This is a genomic window from Pseudophaeobacter sp. A-200-2 (assembly GCF_041008815.1).
GTDB classification, from domain to species: Bacteria; Pseudomonadota; Alphaproteobacteria; order Rhodobacterales; family Rhodobacteraceae; genus Phycobacter; species Phycobacter gallaeciensis_A.
On sequence record NZ_JAXGFU010000015.1, the window covers coordinates 39076 to 62817 of the forward strand.

At 63.8% G+C, this 23742-nt stretch carries 20 protein-coding genes and 1 pseudogene; 5 read left to right on the forward strand and 16 right to left on the reverse strand.

The features are described 5' to 3' along the window. Positions 1–6: 6 nt before the first annotated feature. From glmM to SM766_RS19130, 8 genes and pseudogenes are all read right to left on the reverse strand, one after another. Positions 7–1350 carry a phosphoglucosamine mutase gene (gene glmM / locus SM766_RS19095; RefSeq protein WP_368948795.1) on the reverse strand — a complete coding sequence of 448 codons (1344 nt, stop codon included), beginning with the start codon at positions 1348–1350 and terminating at the stop codon, positions 7–9. 46 nt (positions 1351–1396) lie between these two features. Beyond that, positions 1397–2037: pseudogene (locus SM766_RS19100) on the reverse strand (nucleotide sugar dehydrogenase); the annotation flags it as partial. Positions 2038–2281: 244 nt separating this feature from the next. After that, positions 2282–2536: a hypothetical protein gene (locus SM766_RS19105; RefSeq protein ID WP_368948796.1), complete on the reverse strand. Its 255-nt coding sequence runs from the start codon at positions 2534–2536 to the stop codon at positions 2282–2284. 174 nt (positions 2537–2710) lie between these two features. Then, positions 2711–3430: a YjbF family lipoprotein gene (locus SM766_RS19110; RefSeq protein ID WP_368948797.1), complete on the reverse strand. Its 720-nt coding sequence runs from the start codon at positions 3428–3430 to the stop codon at positions 2711–2713. A 2-nt stretch (positions 3431–3432) separates the two neighbouring features. Further along, complete coding sequence (locus SM766_RS19115) at positions 3433–5706, reverse strand: YjbH domain-containing protein (RefSeq protein ID WP_368948798.1); 2274 nt, start codon at positions 5704–5706, stop codon at positions 3433–3435. 91 nt (positions 5707–5797) lie between these two features. Then, entirely contained in the window at positions 5798–7672 is a 1875-nt protein-coding gene (locus SM766_RS19120) for a polysaccharide biosynthesis protein (RefSeq protein WP_368948799.1), read from the reverse strand. 259 nt (positions 7673–7931) lie between these two features. Then, positions 7932–8543: a sugar transferase gene (locus SM766_RS19125; protein WP_116560441.1), complete on the reverse strand. Its 612-nt coding sequence runs from the start codon at positions 8541–8543 to the stop codon at positions 7932–7934. 3 nt (positions 8544–8546) lie between these two features. Continuing rightward, positions 8547–9452: an NAD-dependent epimerase/dehydratase family protein gene (locus tag SM766_RS19130; protein ID WP_368948801.1), complete on the reverse strand. Its 906-nt coding sequence runs from the start codon at positions 9450–9452 to the stop codon at positions 8547–8549. A gap of 111 nt (positions 9453–9563) precedes the next feature. Here SM766_RS19130 and SM766_RS19135 point away from each other — a divergent pair, with 111 nt between their 5' ends. Beyond that, a complete protein-coding gene (locus tag SM766_RS19135) occupies positions 9564–10679 on the forward strand; it encodes a polysaccharide biosynthesis/export family protein (RefSeq protein ID WP_368948802.1) in 1116 nt (371 codons plus the stop codon). A 6-nt stretch (positions 10680–10685) separates the two neighbouring features. Here SM766_RS19135 and rfbA read toward each other — a convergent pair whose 3' ends face one another. From rfbA to rfbC, 4 genes are all read right to left on the reverse strand, one after another. Continuing rightward, positions 10686–11570: a glucose-1-phosphate thymidylyltransferase RfbA gene (rfbA, locus tag SM766_RS19140; RefSeq protein ID WP_368948803.1), complete on the reverse strand. Its 885-nt coding sequence runs from the start codon at positions 11568–11570 to the stop codon at positions 10686–10688. Further along, entirely contained in the window at positions 11567–12415 is an 849-nt protein-coding gene (gene rfbD, locus SM766_RS19145) for a dTDP-4-dehydrorhamnose reductase (RefSeq protein WP_368948805.1), read from the reverse strand. The genes rfbA and rfbD overlap by 4 nt, the downstream gene beginning before the upstream one ends. A gap of 109 nt (positions 12416–12524) precedes the next feature. Next, positions 12525–13577: a dTDP-glucose 4,6-dehydratase gene (rfbB, locus tag SM766_RS19150; protein ID WP_368948806.1), complete on the reverse strand. Its 1053-nt coding sequence runs from the start codon at positions 13575–13577 to the stop codon at positions 12525–12527. Positions 13578–13580: 3 nt separating this feature from the next. After that, positions 13581–14135 (reverse strand): dTDP-4-dehydrorhamnose 3,5-epimerase, encoded by a 555-nt coding sequence (gene rfbC, locus SM766_RS19155; RefSeq protein ID WP_368948836.1) that lies wholly within the window; start codon positions 14133–14135, stop codon positions 13581–13583. Between the two features lie 294 nt (positions 14136–14429). On the opposite strand from rfbC, the gene SM766_RS19160 reads away from it, so the two are divergent. Further along, positions 14430–15677, forward strand: a complete 1248-nt coding sequence (locus SM766_RS19160; protein WP_368948807.1) for a glycosyltransferase family 4 protein — start codon at positions 14430–14432, stop codon at positions 15675–15677. A 113-nt stretch (positions 15678–15790) separates the two neighbouring features. On the opposite strand, the gene SM766_RS19165 is transcribed toward SM766_RS19160, so the two are convergent. After that, positions 15791–16804 (reverse strand): replication initiator protein A, encoded by a 1014-nt coding sequence (locus SM766_RS19165; protein ID WP_368948809.1) that lies wholly within the window; start codon positions 16802–16804, stop codon positions 15791–15793. Positions 16805–16996: 192 nt separating this feature from the next. Continuing rightward, on the reverse strand, positions 16997–17278 hold the full coding sequence (locus tag SM766_RS19170; protein WP_368948810.1) for a hypothetical protein: 282 nt from the start codon (positions 17276–17278) through the stop codon (positions 16997–16999). A gap of 63 nt (positions 17279–17341) precedes the next feature. Between SM766_RS19170 and SM766_RS19175 the strand changes: the two genes are divergently transcribed. After that, positions 17342–18757 carry an AAA family ATPase gene (locus SM766_RS19175; RefSeq protein WP_116560466.1) on the forward strand — a complete coding sequence of 472 codons (1416 nt, stop codon included), beginning with the start codon at positions 17342–17344 and terminating at the stop codon, positions 18755–18757. A gap of 51 nt (positions 18758–18808) precedes the next feature. Beyond that, a complete protein-coding gene (locus SM766_RS19180) occupies positions 18809–19918 on the forward strand; it encodes a ParB/RepB/Spo0J family partition protein (RefSeq protein ID WP_368948812.1) in 1110 nt (369 codons plus the stop codon). 126 nt (positions 19919–20044) lie between these two features. Here SM766_RS19180 and SM766_RS19185 read toward each other — a convergent pair whose 3' ends face one another. Together SM766_RS19185 and SM766_RS19190 are read right to left on the reverse strand one after the other, a co-directional pair. Continuing rightward, the gene (locus SM766_RS19185) at positions 20045–21349 is read right to left on the reverse strand and encodes a UDP-glucose dehydrogenase family protein (protein ID WP_368948813.1); all 1305 of its coding nucleotides are present in this window, start codon (positions 21347–21349) and stop codon (positions 20045–20047) included. 157 nt (positions 21350–21506) lie between these two features. Next, a complete protein-coding gene (locus SM766_RS19190) occupies positions 21507–22508 on the reverse strand; it encodes an NAD-dependent epimerase/dehydratase family protein (RefSeq protein ID WP_368948838.1) in 1002 nt (333 codons plus the stop codon). Positions 22509–22690: 182 nt separating this feature from the next. Here SM766_RS19190 and SM766_RS19195 point away from each other — a divergent pair, with 182 nt between their 5' ends. Then, positions 22691–23716: a glycosyltransferase family 2 protein gene (locus SM766_RS19195; protein ID WP_368948814.1), complete on the forward strand. Its 1026-nt coding sequence runs from the start codon at positions 22691–22693 to the stop codon at positions 23714–23716. Positions 23717–23742: the final 26 nt, after the last annotated feature.

Below are 23742 nucleotides of genomic sequence, written 5' to 3' on the forward strand. Positions count from 1 at the left end.
GACCCGTCAGGCGGTTGCGGCTTCGACGGCTTCGACCACCTGATCCACGGTGCGCATCAGAAGGGCGTCATCCTCGCATTCCGCCATCACCCGGATCAGCGGCTCGGTGCCGGATTTGCGGATCAGCAGACGCCCCTGCCCGTTCAGCGCGACCTCGGCGTCGCGGATCGCGTCCTGAACGCCGGTCTCTTCCAACGGTGTCTGCCCGGCGCCGAAACGCACGTTCTTCAGAAGCTGCGGCACCGGATCGAACTGGCGCACCAGCTGAGAGGCCGCCTGCCCGGTCTGCACCATGGCGGCCAGCACGTGCAGCCCCGCCATCAGCCCGTCGCCAGTGGTGGCGTAATCGCTCATCACGATATGGCCGGATTGTTCACCGCCAAGGTTGAACCCGCCCGCGCGCATCGCCTCAACCACGTAGCGGTCGCCAACAGCGGTGCGTTCCAGCCTCAGGCCCCGGTCCTGAAGGAAGCGTTCCAGCCCGAGGTTCGACATCACCGTGGCCACCAGCGCGCCGCCTGCCAGCTGGCCCGCCTCGGACCAGCGCGCCGCCAGCAGCGCCATCAGCTGATCGCCATCGGCAATGGCGCCGTTCTCGTCGATGACGATCACCCGGTCGGCATCGCCATCAAGGCAGATCCCCACGTGGGCGCCATGGGCGACCACCATTTCGGCCGCCGCCTGCGGCTGGGTGGAGCCGCAGCCGCGGTTGATATTGGTGCCATCGGGGGATGTGCCCATGGCGATCACCTCGGCGCCCAGCTCCCAGAGGATTTCCGGCGCGGCGCGGTGGGCGGCGCCATTGGCGCAATCCACCACCACCTTCAGCCCCTCCAGACGGATATCGCGCGGCAGTGAGGATTTCACCCGCTCACCATAGCGAAAGCGCGCATCGTCGATCCGCTTGGCGCGACCGATATTGCCTGCCTGCGCCGGTTCCACCCCGGCTTCGATCAGGGCTTCGATCTCGATCTCCGCCTGATCCGACAGTTTGAATCCATCGGGGCCGAAGAATTTGATGCCGTTATCCTCGGCCGGGTTGTGACTGGCCGAGATCATCACGCCAAGATCGGCGCGCATCGAGCGGGTCATCAACCCCACCGCCGGGGTCGGCACCGGGCCCAGCAGAAGCACGTTCATGCCGGTGGAGGTCAGACCAGCGGTCAGCGCGTTTTCGAACATATAGCCGGAGAGGCGGGTGTCCTTGCCGATCACCACCCGGTGGACGCCGCCGGCCTCGCGCCGGAAATAACGTCCGGCGGCAGCGCCGATGCGCAGCGCCATATCGGCGGTCATCGGGTGGGTGTTGGCGGTGCCGCGCACCCCGTCGGTACCAAAGAGTTTGCGCATGGGTCGGGTCTTCTTTCCGTTGATATGCCCCAAAGCCGACCGCTGCCTAAAGGCGCAGGTCCGAGGCCTCGGGCGGCAGGATGTATTTCAGATCATAAAGCAGCGCGCCGGGGGTGCCATAGGCGCGGATCGCCTCGGCGCCCATCTGCCGGAAGGTATCATGGGCCACCGCCAGCATTACCCCGTCATAGCGCCCCGCGGCGGGCTCGGTTACCAAGTTAATACCATATTCTCGCAGCGCCTCCTCGGGGTCGGCATGGGGGTCGTGGACCTCGGGGAGGACACCGAATTCCTCAAGCGCGTGCAGCACGTCGATGACCCGGGTGTTGCGCAGATCGGGGCAGTTTTCCTTGAAGGTCAGCCCCATCACCAGCACCCGCGCGCCCGCGACAGGCAACCCGCGGCGCAGCATCGCCTTGACCATTTCGCCGGCCACATAGGCGCCCATGCCATCGTTGAGCCGCCGCCCCGCCAGCAGGATCTCGGGATGATAGCCAAGGCTTTCGGCCTTATGCGTCAGGTAATAGGGATCGACGCCGATACAGTGCCCGCCCACCAGACCCGGGCGGAAGTTGAGGAAATTCCATTTGCTGCCGGCCGCCTGCAGTACCTGGCGGTAAAGCGCATCGACCTGTGCCGCCACTCGGGGGTCGAGCCGGAGGTGACCTTGACGATATCGGCCAGGCGCAGGGCTTCAACGCGGCACCCACAGTTTCCGAGGCGCGCAGCAGCGGCGTCAGATCCGGGCGGAGATCTCGCCGGTGCGGTCACGGCCACCGCGGAGTTCAGCGATGCGGCTGGCATCAATGTCTGACCCTCGGCTATAAACCGCTGCGAAAGAGGCTTCAACAGGGTGCAAAAAAGCGGGCCACAGAGGACCCGCTTTTTCGAAATATCATCCGCCGGAGAATACCGGCTGCGACCCTCTGGCTTAGTTGCCGTTGCCGGTCGTGGTGGTGGTGGTGGTGGTACCGGTTTCGTTGTCGTCGTTGGTGACAACACCAACGATGACCGCTGCCGCGACCACACCTGCTGCAATACCGCCTGCACCCAGACCGCCGCCGAGACCTGCACCACCGCTGCCGCTGCCGCCGCCGTTACCGGCAGCTGCGGCGCCAGTTGCCTGTGCGGATGCGGATGTTGCGGCCATTGCGACCAGTGCGAATGCTGCGAAGAACTGTTTCATGATCCAAACTCCTGTGGAGACCTTTGAGGGTGACCCTATGCGAGGTCTCCTTTCAATTCAACGAAAGGAGAGGCTGCAGCGGGCAGAAAAAAACATTTTTTTTGAACGTTGCGCGAAAACCGCTCACCCCCTGCGAAATGCGGGGGAAATAAGGCGAAAAAGGCGACAATTCGCTCAAAGTGTCAGCTGGCGGATACGCAGATAGCCGGTGGTGGGACCGGCCCATTGCCGCGATTGCCACAGATGGCCGCTGCGGGAATCGACCCAGTAATCGTTGACCACCACGCCGGATTCGCCCCCCGGGCCGGATTCGCAGCGTTCCTGCAGATGTCGGGTCTGATAGGTTAACTCGATGATTTCGATGGTCTCCAGGCCCAGATCAGAAACGGTGCAGGCCAGGGTGAAGACCTGCGACCGGTTGTCGAGCGCGGCAAATTCATAGCGCCGCGCGCCCGTCGCTCCCCCCGCAGGTCCCATGGCGCCGCCGGTCTCGCGGAGCAGCGCCGAAGAAGACAGCATGTCGTTGCGCAGCCCGCGGGTGGCGGTGAGCACCCCGTTGCGCATCGCCAGCGTCACCGCGTCCTCGGTCAGCCAGACGGTGACCTGACCCGGGGTGCTGTCCTGTTTCACCAGCTGCGGTTGCAGATAGGCGCGCTGGCCGTCGTCCTCGATGGTGACCTCGATATAGGTCTCATCCAGGCTGTCGAGCAGCGCCCGCGTCACCGGCGGACGCTCGGGCTGGCGCTTCAGGCGTTGTTTTACCTGCTGGCCGACGACCTGCATGATTTCCACCTCAAGCGGCGCATCCTGCGGCCCGCCGCTGCAGGCGGCCAGCACAAGCGCAGCGCTCAGGATCCCGGCGAGCGCGCGCAGGGGGCGGGTCAGCTGTGTCATGATCATTCCCAGAACCTCGCCCGTTGCGCCTGCAGGCTACGGCGGTGGGCGGTGCGCACATCGCCGTAAAGACCGCCGACCCCGCCGACGCGCTGGCCGCCGTCCCGTTGGATCGGGCGGATGGTCAGCCCGTAGGCGTTGCGGGTTTCCTTGCCCAGGAGCCAGCCCAGCGGAATGCGGAAATAGAACCCCTTGTCAAAGGAACCTTCGCCGAACTCTGCCGCCGAGACATTGGTCAGAGTGAAGAAGCCGCCGACCTTGAAGCCGTTCTCGAACTCCCGGAACAGGCTGAAGGTGCCGCCGTAATCCCCGGCCAGATAGCGACCCACATCGACCTGCGCCTGATAGCTTTCGCCCAGCTCCAGATAGGCCGAGGCATGACCGGTGAAGGTCTTGTAATCGCGGAAGGACAGGCGCTGATCGTAATCGCGCTGGATGACATAATTGGCCTCGACCCCCAGCGCCAGCGGGCTGGAGACCGGTTTCCACAGCACCTCGCCCGACAGACCGCCATACATGCTTTCAAACAGGCCCGCGCGCATGCGGGCATAGACGTTGCGCCGCGGCTGCCAGCTGCGGTCCACGTAGAGGTTTTCCAGCGTGGTGCCATATTGCGCATAGAAGGACTGGTCGGTGCGCACATGCGGCAGCACCGAGTTCGAGGCCCGCCCGTCCTGCACGTTGCCCCAGGCCCGCTGGCGGATGGTGCCAGCGAGGCGCCAGCCGGGCGCCGGAGAATAGCCTGCCGCGAAATCCACCCCCACATCCAGCCGGAATGGCCGGGCCGGATCGAAATAGGCCGGCGCCGCATAGGGGCTGATGGAGCGGGTGAAGGCGGGATAAAGCTCCTCCGAGAAGATCGCCGTCTCGGGCAGTGGCCCGGCGCCGGTCACCGCCGCCACCGCCATCAGACCATCGGAGGCCTCGGGCGAGAATTCCAGTTCTTCCAGATCGGAGCGGCGGACCACTGTGGTGGACAGGCCCATGCCCGAACGCACCGGGATGATGCGGAAGGTTTCGATCGAAGGCGGCAGCGTCAGCGCCATGGTGCGCGCCACCCGGCCCACTGCGATGGCATAGGAGCGGTAGCGCGGGTTGCGGAACCGCACCTCGGCCTCGGTTCCCTTGAGGTCGATCGCCTCCAGGATCAGCCCGTGCGGCTTCAGCCCTTCGGCCACCAGATCGCGGAACCGGGTGCGTTTATATTCGCTCTCGGTCCAGTCCTGGCTCCAGTGTTCCTCTTTCGTGGCCCATTGGCTGCGCGGCACGATGGGGGCCGGGGCGGGCACCTGGGTCGCGATGATCGGGTGCCGGGGCTTCAGCTGGAACTGCGCGGTGATACCGAGTTCCGAGCCATACATGTAATAGGCGCCGATGCGGGTGGTCTTGGACCATTGGTATTCAAGCCCGTAGTTCACCTGCGACTTGCGCTCGAAGACATTGGAGATGCGGGTCTCGGTCACATAGGCGTCCGAGGAATATTCCGCCTTGACGGACCAGCGTTCATTGGCCTGCCATTCGATGCCCGCAAAAGGCGCGAAATCGCCGCGGAACCACTGGTCATAGGACAGGTTGCCGCCGGTGCCGCCGCCAACAAAACTGGGGCGCTTGCCGCCGATATTGCCCACCGCCCCATAGGAGCCAAGCCGCCCCCAGCCAAGACCAGCCGAGACTTTCAACTGGCCGGGGCTGCGCCCGGCCGCGCCGCCAAAGCGTAAGGGGGGCGTTTCGATCCGCTTGGTGGCGACCAGATATTCCGCTGCATAGACCCCGGTGCCGGCGAAATCCTGCAGTCCCATGGTCAGTTCCGGCAAGTAGCGCCGCTCACGCAGCAGCCGGAAGCGCACGTCAAAGCCGCGGTCGTAATAGGTGTTGAAGCCAAAGAGGTTGAGATTGCGGATGCCGTTGTAGCGGAAGGAAGCGCTGAGCCAGGGCAGCGCCTGGAAGGTCAGGTTGTAGCGGCTTTGCCCGCCAAACCAGGAAAAGGTGGTGGCAAAATGCCCGTCCGGCAGCATTTCGGCGCTTGGCGTGTCCATCAGGCCGGGGGTGCCGTAGAAATTGAGCCCCGGTGCTGCGGGCGGCTCCAGACTGGGCGCATCAAAGTTGTCGACCTGCGCCGCAGTGGCAAATCCCGGCGCCGTGGTACTGTCCTGTGCCAGGGCGCCAGAGGCGCCTGTGCAGATCCCCGCGATGATCGCGGCAGAGAGGCCAGAGGGGCCCGGCCCTGCAAAAGAGGGGAAAACGCGCCGGAACGTATATCTGCGGGAAGAGGTCACGACGGTCCTGACTGTCTGAAAATGCCTGCCTCAGGCGGTTAGAACACAGAATCCCGAACCGGATCAACGGTCAGAACAGCGCGGCGCGCGCTCATGAGGTTTTCCGGTCCGCCGGGGGCTGAGTATAGCCTTCGACCCAGCGCGTGACCACCTGCCGGGCTGCCGTCTCGTCCCCGGCAGCCACCGCCTGGCGCAGCCCGCGCAAGAGGGCTGCGGTTTCGAGTTCCGACAGCACGGTTTCCCGGGCGCAGAAAATCTTCTGATGCCGGGTGCCGATCACCTCCTGGCTGAGGGTCAGCTCCTCTTCCATCTTCTCGCCGGGGCGCAGCCCGATGATGTCGATGGCGATATCGCCATCGGGGTTGCCTTCGTCGCGCACCGTGTAACCGGCGCTGGCGATCACCTGGCGGGCCAGCTGCAGGATGGAGACCGGCTCGCCCATATCCAGCACGAAGACCTCGCCGCCGCAGGCCTCGGCGCCGGCTTGCAGCACCAGCTGCACCGCCTCGCGGATGGTCATGAAATAGCGTTTCACATTGGGATCGGTGACGGTCACCGGGCCGCCGCGGCTGATCTGTTCCTGAAACAGCGGCACCACCGAGCCCGAAGAGCCCAGCACATTGCCAAAGCGCACCATGGTGAAGACGGTGTTCGGATGGCGGCTGGCCAGATCCTGCACGATCAGCTCTGCCATGCGTTTGGAGGCGCCCATCACATTGGTCGGCCGCACCGCCTTGTCCGAGGAAATCAGGATGAAACGTTCCACCCCCGTCTGCGCCGCCGCCCGGGCCAGGGTTTCGGTGCCAAAGACGTTGTTGGCCAGGCCCGGCAGCGGGTTGGCCTCGACCAAGGGGACGTGTTTATAGGCCGCCGCATGCAGCACCACCTGCACGTCGTGGGTGTTCAGCACCAACCGCACCTGACGCGGATCGGTGACCGATCCCAGCACCGGCACAACCTCGATCCCGGTGCCCGCAGTCAGCTGCTTCATTTCCTGATGCACGGTATAAAGCGCCAGTTCGGACAGTTCGAAAAGCACCAGTTTCGTCGGCGCGCAGGCCAGCACCTGACGGCAGAGCTCCGAGCCGATCGACCCCCCGGCGCCGGAGACCAGAACCACCCGCCCGGCATAGGAGGCGGCGGCCTCCTGCAAGGGCACATCGCGGGCCGCGCGGCCGAGGAATTTCTGCGGCGCCACCGGGGTCAGCTTGTCCACCAGCGCCTCTTCGCCGATCAGCTGGGCAAAGGAGGGCAGCGCCTGCACTTCCAGCTGCATATCCTGCAGGTGCTTGGTGATCTGGGCCTGTTTCGGCTGGCTTTGCGACGGCATCGCCAGCAGCACCCGCTTGATGCCGCGGGTCTTGACGATGTGGTCGATGCGGGCCGGCGGGAACACCGGCAGCCCCACCAGCGTCATGCCCTGAAGCGAGGAATTGTCATCGACAAAGGCCACCGGATCGATGCCGTCATGGGCCTTCAGCGCCTGTGCCAGCTGGGTGCCGGTGGTGCCCGCACCGTAGATCAGCACCCGGCAGCGTGGCTGGGCGCGGCGGTAGATCGCCATGACCACCTGATGCAGCACCCCGCGGGTGGCGACCAGGAACAGGAAATAGCTGGTACCGAACACCACATGGGTGCCGGGCGTCAGGTCGGGTCCGAACAGATAGGTCAGCCCGGCCACCACAAGGGCGGTCACGAAGGCGACCGCCGCCGTCAGCGTCACCGCGTGGCGTTCATAGGCGTTGAGCTGCACCATCGGCAGCCCCAGCCAGACCGACATGGCCGCCATCACCGCCATGGCATAAGGCAGCACCGGCACCATCAGAATCAGGGTTTTCAGGGCAGGATCCGGCAGCGGCTGCACTGCGAAGGTGAACAAAAGCGCCAGAGGGATCAGAGCCAGGTCAATAGCCAGAAAGATATAGGATTTCTGTTTGCGCGATAATGCACTGATCAGATTAAACACGCTTGTGCCCCTGTTCCCTGACAGCCTGCCCGGTTGACCCTGCCACGACCCTGCCCGGTCACGACATCGGGTTGCCGCCTTTGCATGATGCGTTTCTTCGCAATCCCGCCCATGCTATCCGCCCGGTTTATACAAATCACCCGGATCACTATTCAAATTCGTCTAGTCGTTATCTCTATCCTGTTTTGGCTTTAGCACAAACCCCGGGGCGGCGGAAAGTCGCCAAATCCGGACCCTGTCTACCCCCAAAAACAGGCAACTAACCGCGGCGAAAGATATTGCCGATGGTCTGGAACACCAGATCGAAATCATAGCACATGTTGCGGTGGCGCTGGTAAATCAGATCGAGCCGCGCCTTGGCAGGCACGCAGATGCGCGAATAGACCGCATCGGTTTCCTCGCGGCTTGTGCAGCGTTCCAGCAGCGCCGCCTCGTGCTTGTGATAGGTGATAGACGCCAGACCAGTAACGCCGGGACGGCTTTTCAGCACCTTTTCATAGACTTCAGGATGGGCCTCCACATATTGGCGCAGCGGCGGGCGCGGCCCGACAAAGCTGAGATCGCCCTTGAGGATGTTCCAGAGCTGGGGAAATTCATCCAGCCGCTTGCGCCGCAGCCAGGCGCCGGTGCGGGTGATGCGTGCCGCCTTGTCACCGCCGGAGACACCTGCATCCTCGGCCACCACGGTCATGGTGCGGAGCTTCCAGAGATCAAAGGGCTGATCCGGCGTTTTCATCCGCTCTGCCACATAAAACAGCGGTCGCCCTTCCTTCAGCAGCAACCAGAGCAGCAGCAACAGCAGAATCGGCCCCAGAATCACGATCAGCAGCGTGGCAAAGAAAAGATCGAAAAGGCGTTTGTCCCAGGTCATGTCTCAGCTTTCGTCCCTCAGCGCGGCCCATTCGGCCACCAGCCGCGCCGGATCGGCAGGGGGTAGCGGCACATCCGGCGGCAACAACCCGGCCAGCCGGGTCACCTCCAGCGCAACCTCGGGGATGGCGCTATCGGGCGCCGGGCGCAAGCTGAAATCCAGTCCCGCCGCGCGCAGCAGATCGCCCATGGCAACTGGGCCGGGCTGAGCCACGTTCACCACCTCAGGCAGACCCCGGTGCTGCACTAGCGCCGCCAGCACCTGCGCCAGCATCCGCACCCCGATATAGCTGCGCCGGGGCGTCGTGCCATCGGCGAAACGGTCCAGCTGAAACCCGGGGCGCCAGCCGCCGAGAATGGCATCGAGCCCCGCGATATTGCCGATCCTGAGGGCGGTGATCGCCACCCCGGCCTCTGCCCCCAGCCTGAGGGCCCGCATCTCCATCGCGGCCTTGGCGGCGCCATAGGGGTTGGCCGGATGCAGTGGCGCCTCTTCGGACAGGACACCGGGCTGATTGCCATAGACCGCCGCCGAAGAGGCCAGCAACACCCGCGTCTTTCTGTCGCTAACGCGGGTGCTTGCCTGCGCCGCCCTTATCGCGGCTTCGGCGAGGCGCGTATTGTCATCGAGATCACCACCATGACCCGGGGTGACGCCAGCGAGGCAGAGGATCGTATCGACGCCCTCGGCGGCCCGCACCAGAGTCGCGGGATCTTCCAGCGGCGCAAGGATATGCCAGGCTTCCCCTGCGGCATAATCAGCCGGACGGCGGCGCGCCTGCCAGCGCAGATCGGCGCCCGCGGGCAGCAGGGTCGGCCAGTCCCGGCGCAACAGCCCGCCGATCCGCCCAGCGGCGCCGAGCACCAGAATGGCCGGGGCTGTGGGATCGCCTCCCGATTCTGCCTCCATAGGTGTTGACGCTTGTTGTTGACGCATGGCACAGGCCCAGTATCTTGCTCGAATAATAACCACAGGTCCGAAACCGGATCAGAAATCAAGCCGTTTCCGGACAGGGACCTCATGCGCTCTTTCATTTCACTGCTCGCCGCCGTCAGCCTAGTTCTTTTGTCGGCGGCTTGTGGCCGTCTGCCAAGCGGCGCCCCTGTCAGCGAGGAAATCCTGGCCCAGTCCAGCGAACCGGATGCCGATTTTGCGCTTTATCAGGTCACCCGCGCCTTCCTGCCCACGGTGGGGCAATGGCCGGAAACCGGCCAGAAAGAGCTTTTGGGCTGGATCCGGGCCAGCCAGGGCGCCAAGACCCAGATCATCCAGTCCGGCGATACGCTGACGCTCCGAATCTGGGACAGCAGCGACAATTCCCTGCTGACCTCGCACGAGCAGAAGATGGTACAGCTGCAGGACGTGCGGGTGGCTTCGAACGGCTCTGTCTTCATGCCCTATGTGGGCAATGTGAACGTGCTGGGACTTACCCCGGATCTGGCGCGAGAAAAACTGCAGGAAGAACTGGAGGCCATCGTGCCCTCGGCACAATTGCAGCTGGACATGGCCGAGGGGCGCGGCAACTCGGTCGATCTGGTCTCGGGCGTTGCCCGGCCCGGCACCTATCCGATGCCGGACCGCAACTATACGGTGATGGGGCTGATCTCGGCCGGGGGCGGCATTTCCTCCAATCTCAACAACCCGCAGATCCGCCTGGTGCGGGGCAGCAATATCTACGGCACCTCGGTGCAGAACCTGCTGAACAATCCGCGCCTTGATACGCTCCTGCGCGGCGGTGACCGGGTCTTCGTGGAAGAGGACGAACGCTATTTCCTGTCCTTCGGGGCCACCGGCACCGAGGATCTGCATATCTTCACCAAGGACGAGATGTCGGCGATGGACGCGATCTCGGTCTCGGGGGGCTTTCAGGACAGCAAGGCCGATCCCGAAGGGCTGCTGGTCCTGCGCGAATACCCGGCTTCAGCGGTGGCGCCCGGTCAGCGCGGACCGCGCCACAACCGCGTGGTCTTCACCCTGGATCTGACCACGGCGGACGGGCTGTTTTCCGCCCGCAAGTTCGAGATCAACCCAGGCGATCTGGTCATTGCCACCGAATCCCCGATCAACGATGCGCTGACCGTCTCCAATCTCATCGGCAACTTCTTCGGCGTCTTCAGCCGGGCCGGCGTGCTGTAACGCGCGTCAGTCCAGCAGCCGCTCCAGATAAGTGCCGTAGTCGTTCTTCTTGAACAGGTCGGCGCGGGCCTGCAGCTGCTGGTCGTCGATCCAGCCCTGCTCATAGGCGATTTCCTCAAGGCAGCCGGTCTGCAGCCCCTGGCGTTTGGTCAGGGTGCGCACGAAATTGCCCGCATCCAGAAGCGAGCCATGGGTGCCGGTATCAAGCCAGGCATAGCCGCGGCCCATGGTTTCCACCCGCAGGCTGCCTTCATCCAGATACATCTGCAGAAGGTCGGTGATCTCCAATTCGCCGCGCGGCGAAGGCTGGACCTGTCGCGCGCGCGTGGGCGCAGAGCCATCAAGGAAATAAAGCCCGGTCACCGCATAGTTCGACGGTGGCACCTCAGGTTTCTCGATGATCTGGCGGGCGGTGCCCTGGTCATCGAAATCCACTACGCCATAGCGTTCGGGATCGGCCACGTGATAACCAAAGACGGTGCCGCCGCTGGCCTGTTCATCTGCTGCCGCCAGCAGGCTCGGCAGACCATGGCCGAAGAAGATATTGTCGCCCAGCACCAGCGCCGAGGGCGCGCCATCCAGGAACTCCTCGGCCAGGATATAGGCCTGCGCCAGACCATCGGGCGACGGTTGCACCACATAGGTCAGCGAGACGCCCCACTGGTTGCCGTCGCCAAGGGTGCGCTGGAACTGCTCCTGATCCTGCGGCGTGGTAATGATGCAGATCTCGCGGATGCCCGCCAGCAGCAGCACCGACAGCGGGTAATAGATCATCGGCTTGTCGTAGATCGGCAGCAGCTGTTTCGACACCCCCATGGTGATCGGATAGAGCCGGGTGCCCGAGCCCCCCGCCAGAATGATGCCCTTGCGCGTGGTGCTGCGTGCCGTCATGCACTCTCTCCCAGATCCTTCAGAATATCATCAAGGCCCGCCCGCCAATCGGGGCGGGTGATGCCAAAAACAGTATCTAACAAGGCACAATCGAGCCTAGAGTTCAACGGCCGCCTTGCCGGAGTCGGATACTCGCTGGAGGGGATATCCACCACTTCGCACGAAAGGCCCGCGCGGGCAAAGATCTCGCGCGCAAACCCGGCCCAGCTGGTGTCCGGTGTACCTGCAAAATGATAGGTGCCGCTCTTGCCCGGATCCTCGGCCAGTTGCCCGGCGATCGTCACGCAGGCCACCGCGATGGCGCGCGCCGGGGTCGGGGCACCGATCTGATCCGCCACGATAGTCAGGCGGTCGCGTTCCTTGCCAAGGCGCAGCATGGTCTTGATGAAATTGTTGCCATGGGCCGAGACCACCCAGGAGGTGCGCAGGATGGCATATGTGCCGCCTGCTGCGCGCACCGCCTCTTCACCAACCAGCTTGCTGCGGCCATAGGCGCCAAGGGGACCGGTCGTATCCTCGGGGCTCCAGGGGGTATCGCCGCTGCCGTCGAAGACGTAATCGGTGGAAACGGTGACAAAGGGGATCCCCAGATCGGCGCAGGCGCGGGCCATGGCGGCGGGAGCAACGCCGTTGATCACCGTGGCCAGTTCCTCTTCCTCTTCGGCGCGATCGACAGCGGTATAGGCGGCGGCATTGATCACCGCGGCGGGCGCCCGGGCGCGGAGGATCTCGGCGCAGGCCTCCGGATCGGAGAGGTCCGCCTGATCGCGGCCCAGACAGGTGACGCCGTCAAAGGCAGCCAGTTCGCGGGCCAGCTGGCCGGTTTTGCCAAAGACAAGGATCATATCGCCTTCCCCCAAACCAAGGGCAGCGCCCGCACCGGGGTGGGCGTGAAACGCCCGCCCATGGGGGCGGGGCGGGCGTTGCCCGGGCTGCTATACGCACCCCGGGCCATCATTCGCCAGTCCCCAGCCGCTGGCCGACGCCGTGACGGTCCTGCAGCGGGCGCCACCAGGCCTCGTTATCCAGATACCATTGCACGGTCTTTGCCAGACCTTCCTCCACCGTCACCGAAGGGCGCCAGCCCAGTTCCTCGCGGATACGCGAGGGGTCGATGGCATAGCGCGCATCATGGCCCGGACGATCCGTCACGAAGGTGATCTGCTCAGCGTAAGATTTCCCATCGGCGCGCGGGCGTTTCTCATCGAGGATCGCACAGAGCGTCTGCACCAGTTCCAGATTGCTACGCTCGTTCTCGCCACCGATATTATAGGAGCGCCCCAGCACGCCCTTCTGCAACACCAGCAACAGCGCATCAGCGTGATCTTCCACGTAAAGCCAGTCGCGGATGTTGGAGCCATCGCCATAGATCGGCAGGGCTTTTCCGGCCAGCGCGTTGAGGATCACCACCGGGATGAGTTTCTCCGGGAAATGATAGGGGCCGTAGTTGTTGGAACAATTGGTCAGCACCACCGGCAGCCCGTAGGTCTCGGCCCAGGCGCGCACCAGATGGTCAGAGCTGGCCTTGGACGCGGAATAAGGTGAGCGCGGATCATAGGCGGTGTCTTCGGTGAACATCACCGCGGGATCATTGGGCAGCGAGCCATAGACCTCATCGGTGGAGATGTGATGGAAACGGAAGCCCTTGGGGCGGTCATTCCGGGCCCAGTATTTGCGCGCCGCCTCCAGCATGTTGAAGGTGCCGGTGATATTGGTCTCGATGAAATCGCCCGGCCCGTCGATCGAGCGGTCCACGTGACTTTCGGCGGCCAGATGCATCACCGCATCGGGCTTATGCGCAGCAAAGACCCGGTCGAGCGCGGCGCGGTCGCGGATGTCGGCTTGTTCAAAAGCGTAATCGGGGCTCTCTGCCACCTCGGCTACATTCTCAAGACAGGCGGCATAGGTCAGCGCATCAAGGTTCACCACCTGATGGCCCCGGGCAATCGCCAGGCGCACCACCGCAGAGCCGATAAATCCGGCGCCGCCGGTCACGAGTATCTTCATGGGTTATCCTTCCCAGACAAACGGGCTGTCGAAATCTGCCAGCGCGCCAGCGGCGGCGTCCTTATCCGACAGGACCGGCGTGCCCTCAAAGCCCCAGTCGATGCCGCAACTGTTCCAAGCCACGGCGCCATCACACTCGGGCGCGTAATAATCCGTGCATTTATAAAGGATCTCGGTATCCGGCGCGCGAGTGATGAAGCCGTGCAGGAAGCCCTTGGGCACCAGCAGCTGCTTGCCGTTTTCCGCGCTCAACTCGATCCCGAACCATTTGCCATAGCTGGGCGAGCCCTTGCGGATATCCACCGCCACATCAAAAAGCGCCCCGCGCCCGCAGCGCACCAGCTTGTCCTGGGCATGGGGCGGCGCCTGGAAATGCAGCCCCCGCAGGGTGCCGACCTGCGACGACAACGAATGATTGTCCTGCACGAAATCGAAATCCAGCCCGTGGTCTGCCATCCGCTGCCGGTTCCAGCTTTCGCTGAAGAACCCGCGGGCATCCCCGAACCGCTGCGGTGTCAGGACCTTCAGTCCCGGCATGCCTGTCTCTTCGATCTGCATCCTGTCCGTCCCGATCTGGATGATCTTTTCCTGCCGCAGTCCTAGCCGCTCCGGCGCCCCCGCGCCAGTCATCAGGCCAGTGATCAAGCCAGCCTTCAGCTCTGCCTCCGCAACCGCAGCGCGGAGGGCCTGCCCCTTCTGCTCTGTAAAACCGGCAACCCCATGACCAGCCCATGACCACCTCATGACACGGAGACGACAGAACCGGGGCGCTCAGCCGCAATCCGGTTGCGCCAGCCGCCCCCGCAGGGCAAGCATGCAAAAAACATTCCTAAGACGGTGTCAAAATCACCAATGAAATTTCTCTTTGTCCATCAGAACATGCCCGGCCAGTACCGGGAATTAATCACCTGGCTGGCGGCGCAGCCCGAGGGTCACGAGATCTATTTCCTGACCCAGCGCAGTGACATCCAGCTGCCCGGCGTCACCACGGTGACCTACAAGGCGCATCATCAGCCCGCCAAGGACGCCTATGGGCTGTCCAAGGACTGGGAGGCCGCCGCCGGCACCGGTATTGGCGCGGCGCTGGCCGCGCGGCAGTTGAAAGACGCCCGCGGCTGGAGCCCCGATATCATCATCGGGCACACCGGCTGGGGTGAGCTGACCTTCCTGAAAGAGGTCTGGCCCGAGGTGCCGATGATCGGCTTCTTCGAATATTTCTACCGCACTTCCGGCGGGCTGGTGGGGTTCGACCCGGACAACCCGCCCAACGATCAGGCCGGCTTTTTTGCCCAGGCCCGCAACACGGTGCCCTATACCAATATCCACACCGTCGATCTCGGCCATACCCCCACCTACTGGCAGCGCGACCGCTTCCCCAAAAGCTTCCATGACCGCATGTATGTCTGCCACGACGGCATCCGCACCGACCGGCTGCAGCCCGACCCCGAGGCCTCGATTTCGCTGGGGCGGCTGGACCGCCCGCTAACCCGGGACGACGAGGTGATCACCTATGTCGCCCGCAACATGGAGCGCGCCCGCGGCTTTCACATCATGATGCGCGCCCTGCCGAAGATCCTGAAGGAACGCCCCAACGCCCGTGTCCTGATGATCGGCGGCAATGAGACCTCCTATGGCGCCGAAAGCAAACACCCGGAGGGCCTGCGCGGTGAGATGGAGGATGAGCTGCAAGGCCAAATCGACTGGAGCCGGGTGCATTTCCTCGGCCGCGTCCCCTATGATGCCCTCTGCGACATCATCCGCATCAGCCGCTGCCATATCTATCTGACCATGCCCTTCGTGCTCAGCTGGTCGCTGCTGGAGGCGATGTCGATGCAGGCCACGGTGGTGGCCGCCGATGTGGCGCCGGTGCGCGAGGCCGTCACCCATGGGGAAACCGGCATGCTGGTGGATTTCTTCGACCCCGATGCGCTGGCGGCGCAGGTGGTGGATGTGGTGGCCAACCCAGGATCTTATGCCCATCTTGGCCCCAATGCCCGCGCCCATGTGGTGGAGACCTACGATTTCCTGACCCGCTGCCTGCCGGAACATATCGCGCAGATCAACGCGCTGGTGCCTGAAGAGAAGCGGATCCGGATCTGAGCAAATGTTTCGCGCGCGAAACATTTGAAGGTATCTGCCATGACAAATGACGGGACTGGCCCTCTTCCCTGAGGGCCGGTTTAGAGACGACTTTAAGCTCTTTAGGGACTGTTTCAGGCCTCTCGGGCGCGTTTTTTCACCCAGCCCAGGAAAGCCCCATCCGCCTGGCGCAGGCGCGGGCTGCCCGAACGTTGCCACATGGCCCGCCACTCGGCCTCCAGCGCATAGACATCGGCGCCGGGCATCAGGCTGCGGGCGCGCTCCAGCGTCTCCGGCTTCAGCACCGGGGCGGCGCCCATCCCCATACCGGACGCCGGGGCGACCACCGCGTGTTTCTGGCTGAACCGGATCAGATCGCCCGGCAGCTCTTCCATCGCATAATCCGGCAAGGGCTGCGCCTCGATCATATCGCGGATCATCTTGCGGAACACCCGGCGCGGGCTGGCCGATCCGGATTTCTTCAGCAAGGTGTCCACCGAGATGGTCCAGCCTTCCTGGCGGCCGCAATGCTTGCGGGTCAGCTCGTAGATGCGCCGCTCCAGCGGTTTGCGCAGGCGGAAGTAATCGCGGCTGAGGGTCAGCACCGATTTCGACAGCACCGCCCGAAACAGCCATTCGCTGAGGGTGACGGCAACGTTGACCATGCGCCCGCCCCGGGCCTTGCGCACGATTTCCCAGCTTTCGATCAGGCCAAAACCCGAGGTGACCTCTTGGCCGCCGGTGACGATATTGGTGGTGATGCGGGTGCCCGCAAGCCGTTCAAAGGATTCGCGCAGCCGCCGGTAGGCATCACCCGAGGTTTCCCGGTTTGTCGCCATCAGCAGATCATGCGCCTTCAGATGCAATGTGCGGCTGACCTGCCGCCCGGCGTTCAGCGCCGCCATCAGCTGGCTGATGCAGAAGATCAGGATGTCCTTGTCGTGGATTGTCGCCAGCCCCTTGACGCTGGGGGTCACGGTGATCTCGGCGCCATTGTGTTCGTAGTTGAGAATGCGCCGGTCCGGCCGGGTGCCCAGCGAGAACAGCGGATGCTCCATCGAGGCGAGGTCGTTCTTGGGGATCGCATCGAAAATATCGCAGAGGAAGAACGCCCCCTGCTCCGATGTCTGCGCCACGGGAGTTTGCATACCCGTTCCGCCTGCTGTGCCCGCAGCTGCCATGATCCCTGCCCTGTCGCTCTGCCTGGCCCCCCGGTTTTCAGGGCGATCATTGCGCCCTCCGGGGTGACTCGTTTTTCGTGGTTTTGATTACGCTCACCCTAAAGTTATCCACATGCCGCCGCAACGGGGTTCCGGAATCGGAACATCGGGGGTTCGGAGTCATATGAACGGGGTTTCAGAGTCACTGCTTCCAGAAAAACACGCCCAATCGCCAATGAAAAAAGGGCTTTGCAGCACCGGGCTTCTTCCCGTAACTATTATATAACTCATAAATAACAGGGCAGAAAAATTTTCAGCCTGCCCCAACACCCCCAAAACCACGGCTTTCCCCCGCTGCAACAGACGGATTTGCTTAGAAAAAGCAAAAGGGGTGCGCATATTTCTTCCATGTGCGCTGTTTTCTGTTATCTTGCCAAAAAGAGCGCACATAAGGCGTTTCATCCAAGAGGGTTGTACTCTTTTCAGAAGGGCGCAGCGCAGCAGCAAAGAAACCGGCAGCAATCCATGGCACGAGATATCCACAGGAAAGAAACCGGGCGAAAAGACAGCGCCCTGCCCCCCTATTTCAACATTGATCCCGACGCGGCTCTGGCCGAGCTGGAGGCGCCCACCAGCACGGCAGGCTTTGCCGGAATCGCCGAAGGCTGTGCCCGGGGCCGGGCCGATCTGGCCAGCCGGGGCCTGGATGACGAAGGGCGCAAAACCCTGCGCCTGTTCTCCACCTGGGAAATCACCCGCTACCTGATCCCCGTCGCCCAGGCCCATTTCCGCCGGGTGCTGAAGGCCAACCCGGAGCTGCCGCAGGGGCGTTCGGAAACCGAGGGCGGCGCCAAGTGGTTCACCCTCGACGAGGTGCTGGTCCTGCGGGCGCATTTCGCGGCGCAAGGATCCAAGGCCAAGGATTACATCCCCTACCGCCCCAAGGGCCTGCCGGCCAAGATGGTCGCCGTGGCCAACTTCAAGGGCGGTGTCGGCAAGACCTCCACCGCGGCGCATCTGGCGATGTCGGCGGCGCTGGATGGCTACAAGGTGCTGGTCATTGATCTTGATAGCCAGGGGTCAATGACCTCGATCTTTGGCGGCCGGGTCGAGGATGAATGGCAGACCGCCTTTCCGCTCTTGGCGCGCCATTACGGCGAACACCTGCGCAGCGAGAACCAGCGCCGTCTGGACCGGGGCGAGGCGCCCCAGCCGATGGACGATGCGCTGACTGCGGCGATGGACATGACGGCGGCGGATGTGATCCAGAGCACCCACTGGCCCAATATCGATCTGATCGGCGCCCAGCTGAACCTCTATTGGGCCGAGTTCCAGATCCCGGTCTGGCGCATGGCGGCGCGCTCCTGGAAGCTCTGGGATGCGCTCACCGACCGGCTGGAGGCCGACGGGGTGCTGGACCAGTACGATGTGATCTTCATCGATACGCCCCCCGCTCTTGGCTATCTCACCATCAACGGGCTGTCAGCGGCGGATATCCTGCTGGTGCCCATGGGGGCGTCCTTTCTGGAGTTCGACTCGACGGGGCGGTTCTTTGACATGCTGCATTCCACCTTTGCCAGTATCGAGGAGGGCGAGAACCTTGCTGCCCGCGCCCTGGGTCGGCCCGAGATGGGCTTTGAATGGGATGCGGTGCGCGCTGTCATCACCCGCTACGACAGCGCCCAGCAGGGCGAGCTGGCCGGGCTGATGCAGGCCTATATGGGGCCGGTGCTCTCTCCGCATAAACAGGATTACACCGCGCTGATCGGTCAGGCCGGCGAACAGGTCTCTGGCATCTACGAGGCCGATTACCGCGACTTCAACCGTGAGACCTATGCGCGCGGTCGCGAAACATTCGACGAAACCTACGCCGCCTTCAAACGGCTGCTGATCGGCTGCTGGCGCCGCGCCGAGGTGCAGATGCAGAGCGCGGCCGAGTAAGGCCCCGGCAGGGATGATGGCGCAGACTGCGCGCCCAAAGGAGACAGGCAGATGGCAAAACGCAAACGGTTGATGCCGGCACAGAGCAGCTATCTTTCCGGCGCCCCGGAAAGCAAATCCGCCCTTGGCGGTCCGATGGCCGTGGGGGCGGCGCCGATCGCGCAGGTGGCGTCGGAAACCGCTTCGCAAGCGGCCTTGCAGGAATTGTCCGACGTGCTGGAAAACGCCCGCAGCAAGGGGCTGATGATCGAAGAGGTGCCGCTGTCGGCCATCGATGAAACCCATCTGGTGCGCGACCGGATCGAACAGGACGCCGAGGAAATGGATGCCCTCGTCGAATCTCTGCGCGCCCGTGGTCAGCAGACCCCGGTCGAACTGGTGCCGCTGGACCCCCGCCCCGATGGCCGCAGTCATGGCCTGATCTCGGGTTGGCGCCGCCTTGGCGCCCTGCGCAGGCTCTATGCCGAAACTTCAGACCCGAAATACGCCACGGTGAAGGCGCTGATCATCCGCCCGGAGACGGCGCAGGACGCCTATATCGCCATGGTCGAGGAAAACGAAATCCGGGTGAACCTCTCCCATTACGAACGCGCGCGGATCGCGGTGCGGGCGATGAAGGAAGAGGTGTTTCCGACTCTGAAAAAGGCACTTCAGAGTCTCTTTGCTAATGTACCCCGCGCCAAGCGCTCCAAGATCCGTAGCTTCGTGACCCTGGTCGAGGAGCTGGATGCAGCGCTGTTCTATCCCACCGCCATCAGCGAGAAGCTGGGCCTGTCACTGGTGCGCGCCATGGGCGAGGACGAAGGTTTTGCAGAGCGCCTGCGTGCTGCCCTTCAGGCGTCGCCGCGCGAGTCTGCAGCGGATGAGTTGGAGATCCTGAACCGGGTTTTGGCCGAGACACAGGACGGATCTGAGGTCGAAACGGCAAAGGATGATATGTCTCTAAACGCAGCTTTAGAGACGCAAACTACGACGCCTGAGGCCCCTGCCCGCCCGCGTGTGCGCACCCCCGGTGCCGAGGGGTCCGAGCGGATCTCGGTTCAGGCTGCTGCGGGTGTGCGGCTGGGCTTCACGCCTGGACAGAACCGGATTGAGTTGACCGGCGAGGCTGTCGATGTAGAGCTGATGGCGGCGCTGCAGGACTGGCTGAAGCGCCGCTGAATCCAAGGCTGCAATCAGAACGAATTCGACCCTAAACCCCGGTTTAGGGTCTTTTTGTAGACTCTGCAGCGTGTCCAAATGTTTCGCGTGCGAAACATTTGGGACCTGTTGGAAGCGGAGGCAGGCTCAGCGGCCCACCGCGATATACTGGGAGAATCCGGCCCGTTCGGCGGCCCGGGCGGAATAGACATTGCGCAGATCCGCCATCCGCGGATAGGCCATCCTGGCGGCCAGGGCCTTCAAATCAAGCGCGCGGAACTCGTTCCATTCGGTCAGGAGCACCACCAGATCGGCGCCCTCTGCCGCCTCATAGGGGTCCTCGAGCCAGTCGACGCCGGGCAGCAGCGCCTCGCCCTCGGCGCGGCCCTGCGGGTCGATCACCCGCACATGGGCGCCGCCGCCCACCATGGCGGGCACGATGGTCAGGCTGGGGGCCTCGCGCATGTCGTCGGTATTGGGTTTGAAGGTGACACCCAGCACTGTCACCGTCTTGCCGTTGAAAGAGCCTCCGCAGGCATCGCGCAGCTTTTCCACCATGCGCGCCTTCACCTCGTCATTGACCCGCATCACCGTCTCGGTGATCCGCATCGGAAAGGAATGGTCCTGGCCGATGCGCGCCAGCGCGGCGGTGTCTTTCGGAAAGCAGGAGCCGCCATAGCCGGGGCCGGCATGCAGGAACTTGTTGCCGATCCGCCCGTCCAGACCGACCCCGCGCGAGACCTCTTTGACATCGGCGCCCACCTTTTCGCAAAGCCCGGCGATTTCATTCATGAAGGTGATCTTGGTCGCCAGAAAGGCATTGGCGGCGTATTTGATCATCTCGGCGCTTTCCAGATCGGTGGTCAGGATCGGAAAATCGCGCAGGTAAAGGGGGCGGTAGATCTCGCTCATTACCTCGGCGGCGTGAGGGCTTTCGACGCCGACCACCACCCGGTCGGGCTTCATGAAATCCTCGATCGCCGCGCCTTCGCGCAGGAATTCAGGGTTGGAGGCCACATCGAAGTCCGCATCCGGATTGGCGCTGGCGATCACCTCCTGCACCTGCCGGTTGGTGCCCACCGGCACGGTGGATTTGGTCACCACCACCGCATAGCCGGTCAGCGCCGCGGCGATCTCTTCGGCGGCGGCCATCACATAAGTCAGATCCGCATGGCCATCGCCGCGCCGGGTCGGGGTGCCGACGGCGATAAACACCGCTTCGGCGCCATCCACGGCGGCGGCCAGATCGTCGCTGAACTCCAGCCGCCCGGCGGCGACGTTCTTTTCCATCAGCGCATCAAGGCCCGGCTCGTAGATCGGCACCTCGCCGGCCTTCAACCGGTTGATCTTGGCTGCGTCCTTGTCGACGCAGATCACGTCATGGCCGAAATCGGAGAAACAGACGCCGGACACCAGTCCCACGTAGCCAGTGCCAATCATCGCGATACGCATGGGGTGTCCCCTGTTCTGCTTGGTATGTCGTTTTGCAACTTTGAAGAAAGCGCAGGCCGGGCGCAATGGGGCTGGGGCTGGCGTCCTTCAAATGTTTCGCGCGCGAAACATTTGCACCTGTCAGCCAGGCTCCTGCCGGTGTCACCGCGTTACGGCATCAGGCGCTGTAATAGTCCCTGTACCAGTCCACGAAACGGGCAACGCCGGTCCTGACATCGACCTCTGCCCGGTACCCGGTGAGGGCGGTGAGCAGCGATGTGTCGGCCCATGTCGCGGGCACGTCGCCGGCCTGCATCTCTTTCAGGATCTTCTGCGCGGGCTGTCCCAGCGCCTCTTCCAGGGCGGCGATATAGTCCATCAGCGGGGTGGGCTGGCTGGCGCCGATATTCACGACCCGGAAGGGCGCGACGGGGCTGAGGCTGTCCTGCGGCCCCACCGGAGCATCGCCTGGCACCGCCTCGATCAGCCCGGTGATGCCTGTCACCAGATCGTCGATATAGGTGAAATCGCGGCTCATGCGGCCGTGGTTGTAGATCTCGATCGGCTCATCCGCGAGCATCGCCTTGGTGAATTTGATCGGTGCCATGTCGGGTCGCCCCCAGGGACCGTAGACGGTGAAAAACCGGAACATGGTGATCGGCAGGCGGTAGAGATGCGCATAGGAATGGCTCATCGCCTCGCCCGCCTTCTTGGTAGCGGCATAGAAGGACATCGGCGTGTCCGCCTTTTGTCGCTCGTCAAAGGGCATTTCCGTGTTGGCGCCATAGACCGAAGAGGTGGAGGCCATCAGAAGATGCACAGGCGGGTGGGCGCGGGCGGCCTCCAAGAGTTCGAAGGTGCCGATAAGATTGGCCTCGAGGTAATCACGCGGCGCATCGATGGAATGGCGCACCCCGGCCTGGGCGGCCAGGTGAATGACCGCATCGGGGCGGTGCTGGGCAAAGAGTTCCATCAGGCGACCGGGGTCTTCCAGCTTGCCGATCACCGGGGTGAAGGCCGGGCTTTCTGCTAGCATCGCGTGGCGGCGAACCTTCAGGGCGACATCGTAATAGGGCGACAGGCAATCCAGTCCGACGACCTGCCAGCCCGCAGCCAGCAAGCGGGCTGCAAGGTGATAGCCGATGAAGCCGGCCGATCCGGTGACAAGAGCAGTGCGCATGACATGCTTGGTGGCGGTTTCCGGCGGTCCTGTCAAACCCTATCCTGCGTCCTTCTGCGGGGCAGGGCGCGGCGCGGGGCACCCCTTGGGGTTTGACATGAGGCCGGATTTATGAGTTTTGCGCTCCCACAACGCAAAGACGACCACACAGGCGATCAGAACAGGCCGGGGAGCAGATTTTCGTGAGCGCACAGACAGATCCCAGCCCGTCCCCCCGCCGCCTGGTAGCGGTGGTGGTGACCTACAACCGTCTCGACAAGCTGAAGGACACCATTGCCCGGCTGCTGCAAAGCCCGGCCGAAGAGCTGGCAGCGCTGGTGGTGGTGGACAATGCCTCGACCGATGGCACGAGTGACTGGCTGACGACATTGCAGGATCCGCGGCTGGACATTCAGATGAGCGAGACCAACCGCGGCGGGGCAGGCGGCTTTGAGCGCGGCATGCGCCGCGCGATGGAGGCACACGCGCCCGACTGGCTGGTGGTGATGGATGACGATGGCCGCCCGGCGCCCGGCGCCCTGGCGGCGTTTCACGCCCTGCCCGCCCATGACGACCCGGCGCGCGCCTGGGATGGGGTGGCTGCGGCGGTCTATTTCCCCACCGGCGGTATCTGCGAGATGAACCGCCCCTCGCGCAATCCTTTCTGGCACAGCCGCGAATTTCTGCGCACGCTCTTTGGCGGCGGGCGCTCGGGCTTTCACGTGCAGCCTGCCGATTACGAAGGGCAGGGGATGCAGATCGACGTGACCTCCTTCGTGGGCTTCTTCATCTCGGCGGATGCAGTGCGGCGCATCGGCTATCCCGATCCCGATCTTTTCATCTACGGCGATGACGGGCTTTATACCCTGGGGCTGACCAAATCGGGCGGCCGTATCGGATTTGAACCCGCCGTGCGGTTCGAGCACGATCTGACGACCTTTGTGCCCAAGGCGGGGGAAGAGCAGGCGCAGCGCGGCCGTTTCATCCCCTTGTGGAAGGTCTATTATTATCACCGCAACCTGCTTCTTCTGTACCGGATGGCGGCGGGGATCTGGTTCTGGCCGGTGATGCTGGTGATCCTGCCCAAATGGTTCTCCAAAGTGCGCGCCCATCAGGGCGAACGGCGCGCCTTTCTGTGGCTTATGGGCCGGGCGGTGCTGGACGGGCTCAGGCGGCGCACCCATGTGCCCCATGCCGAGGTGCTGGAGATGGCCCGCACAAAGAGGTAGGGCGCGAGCGCAAACCGCGCGCAAGG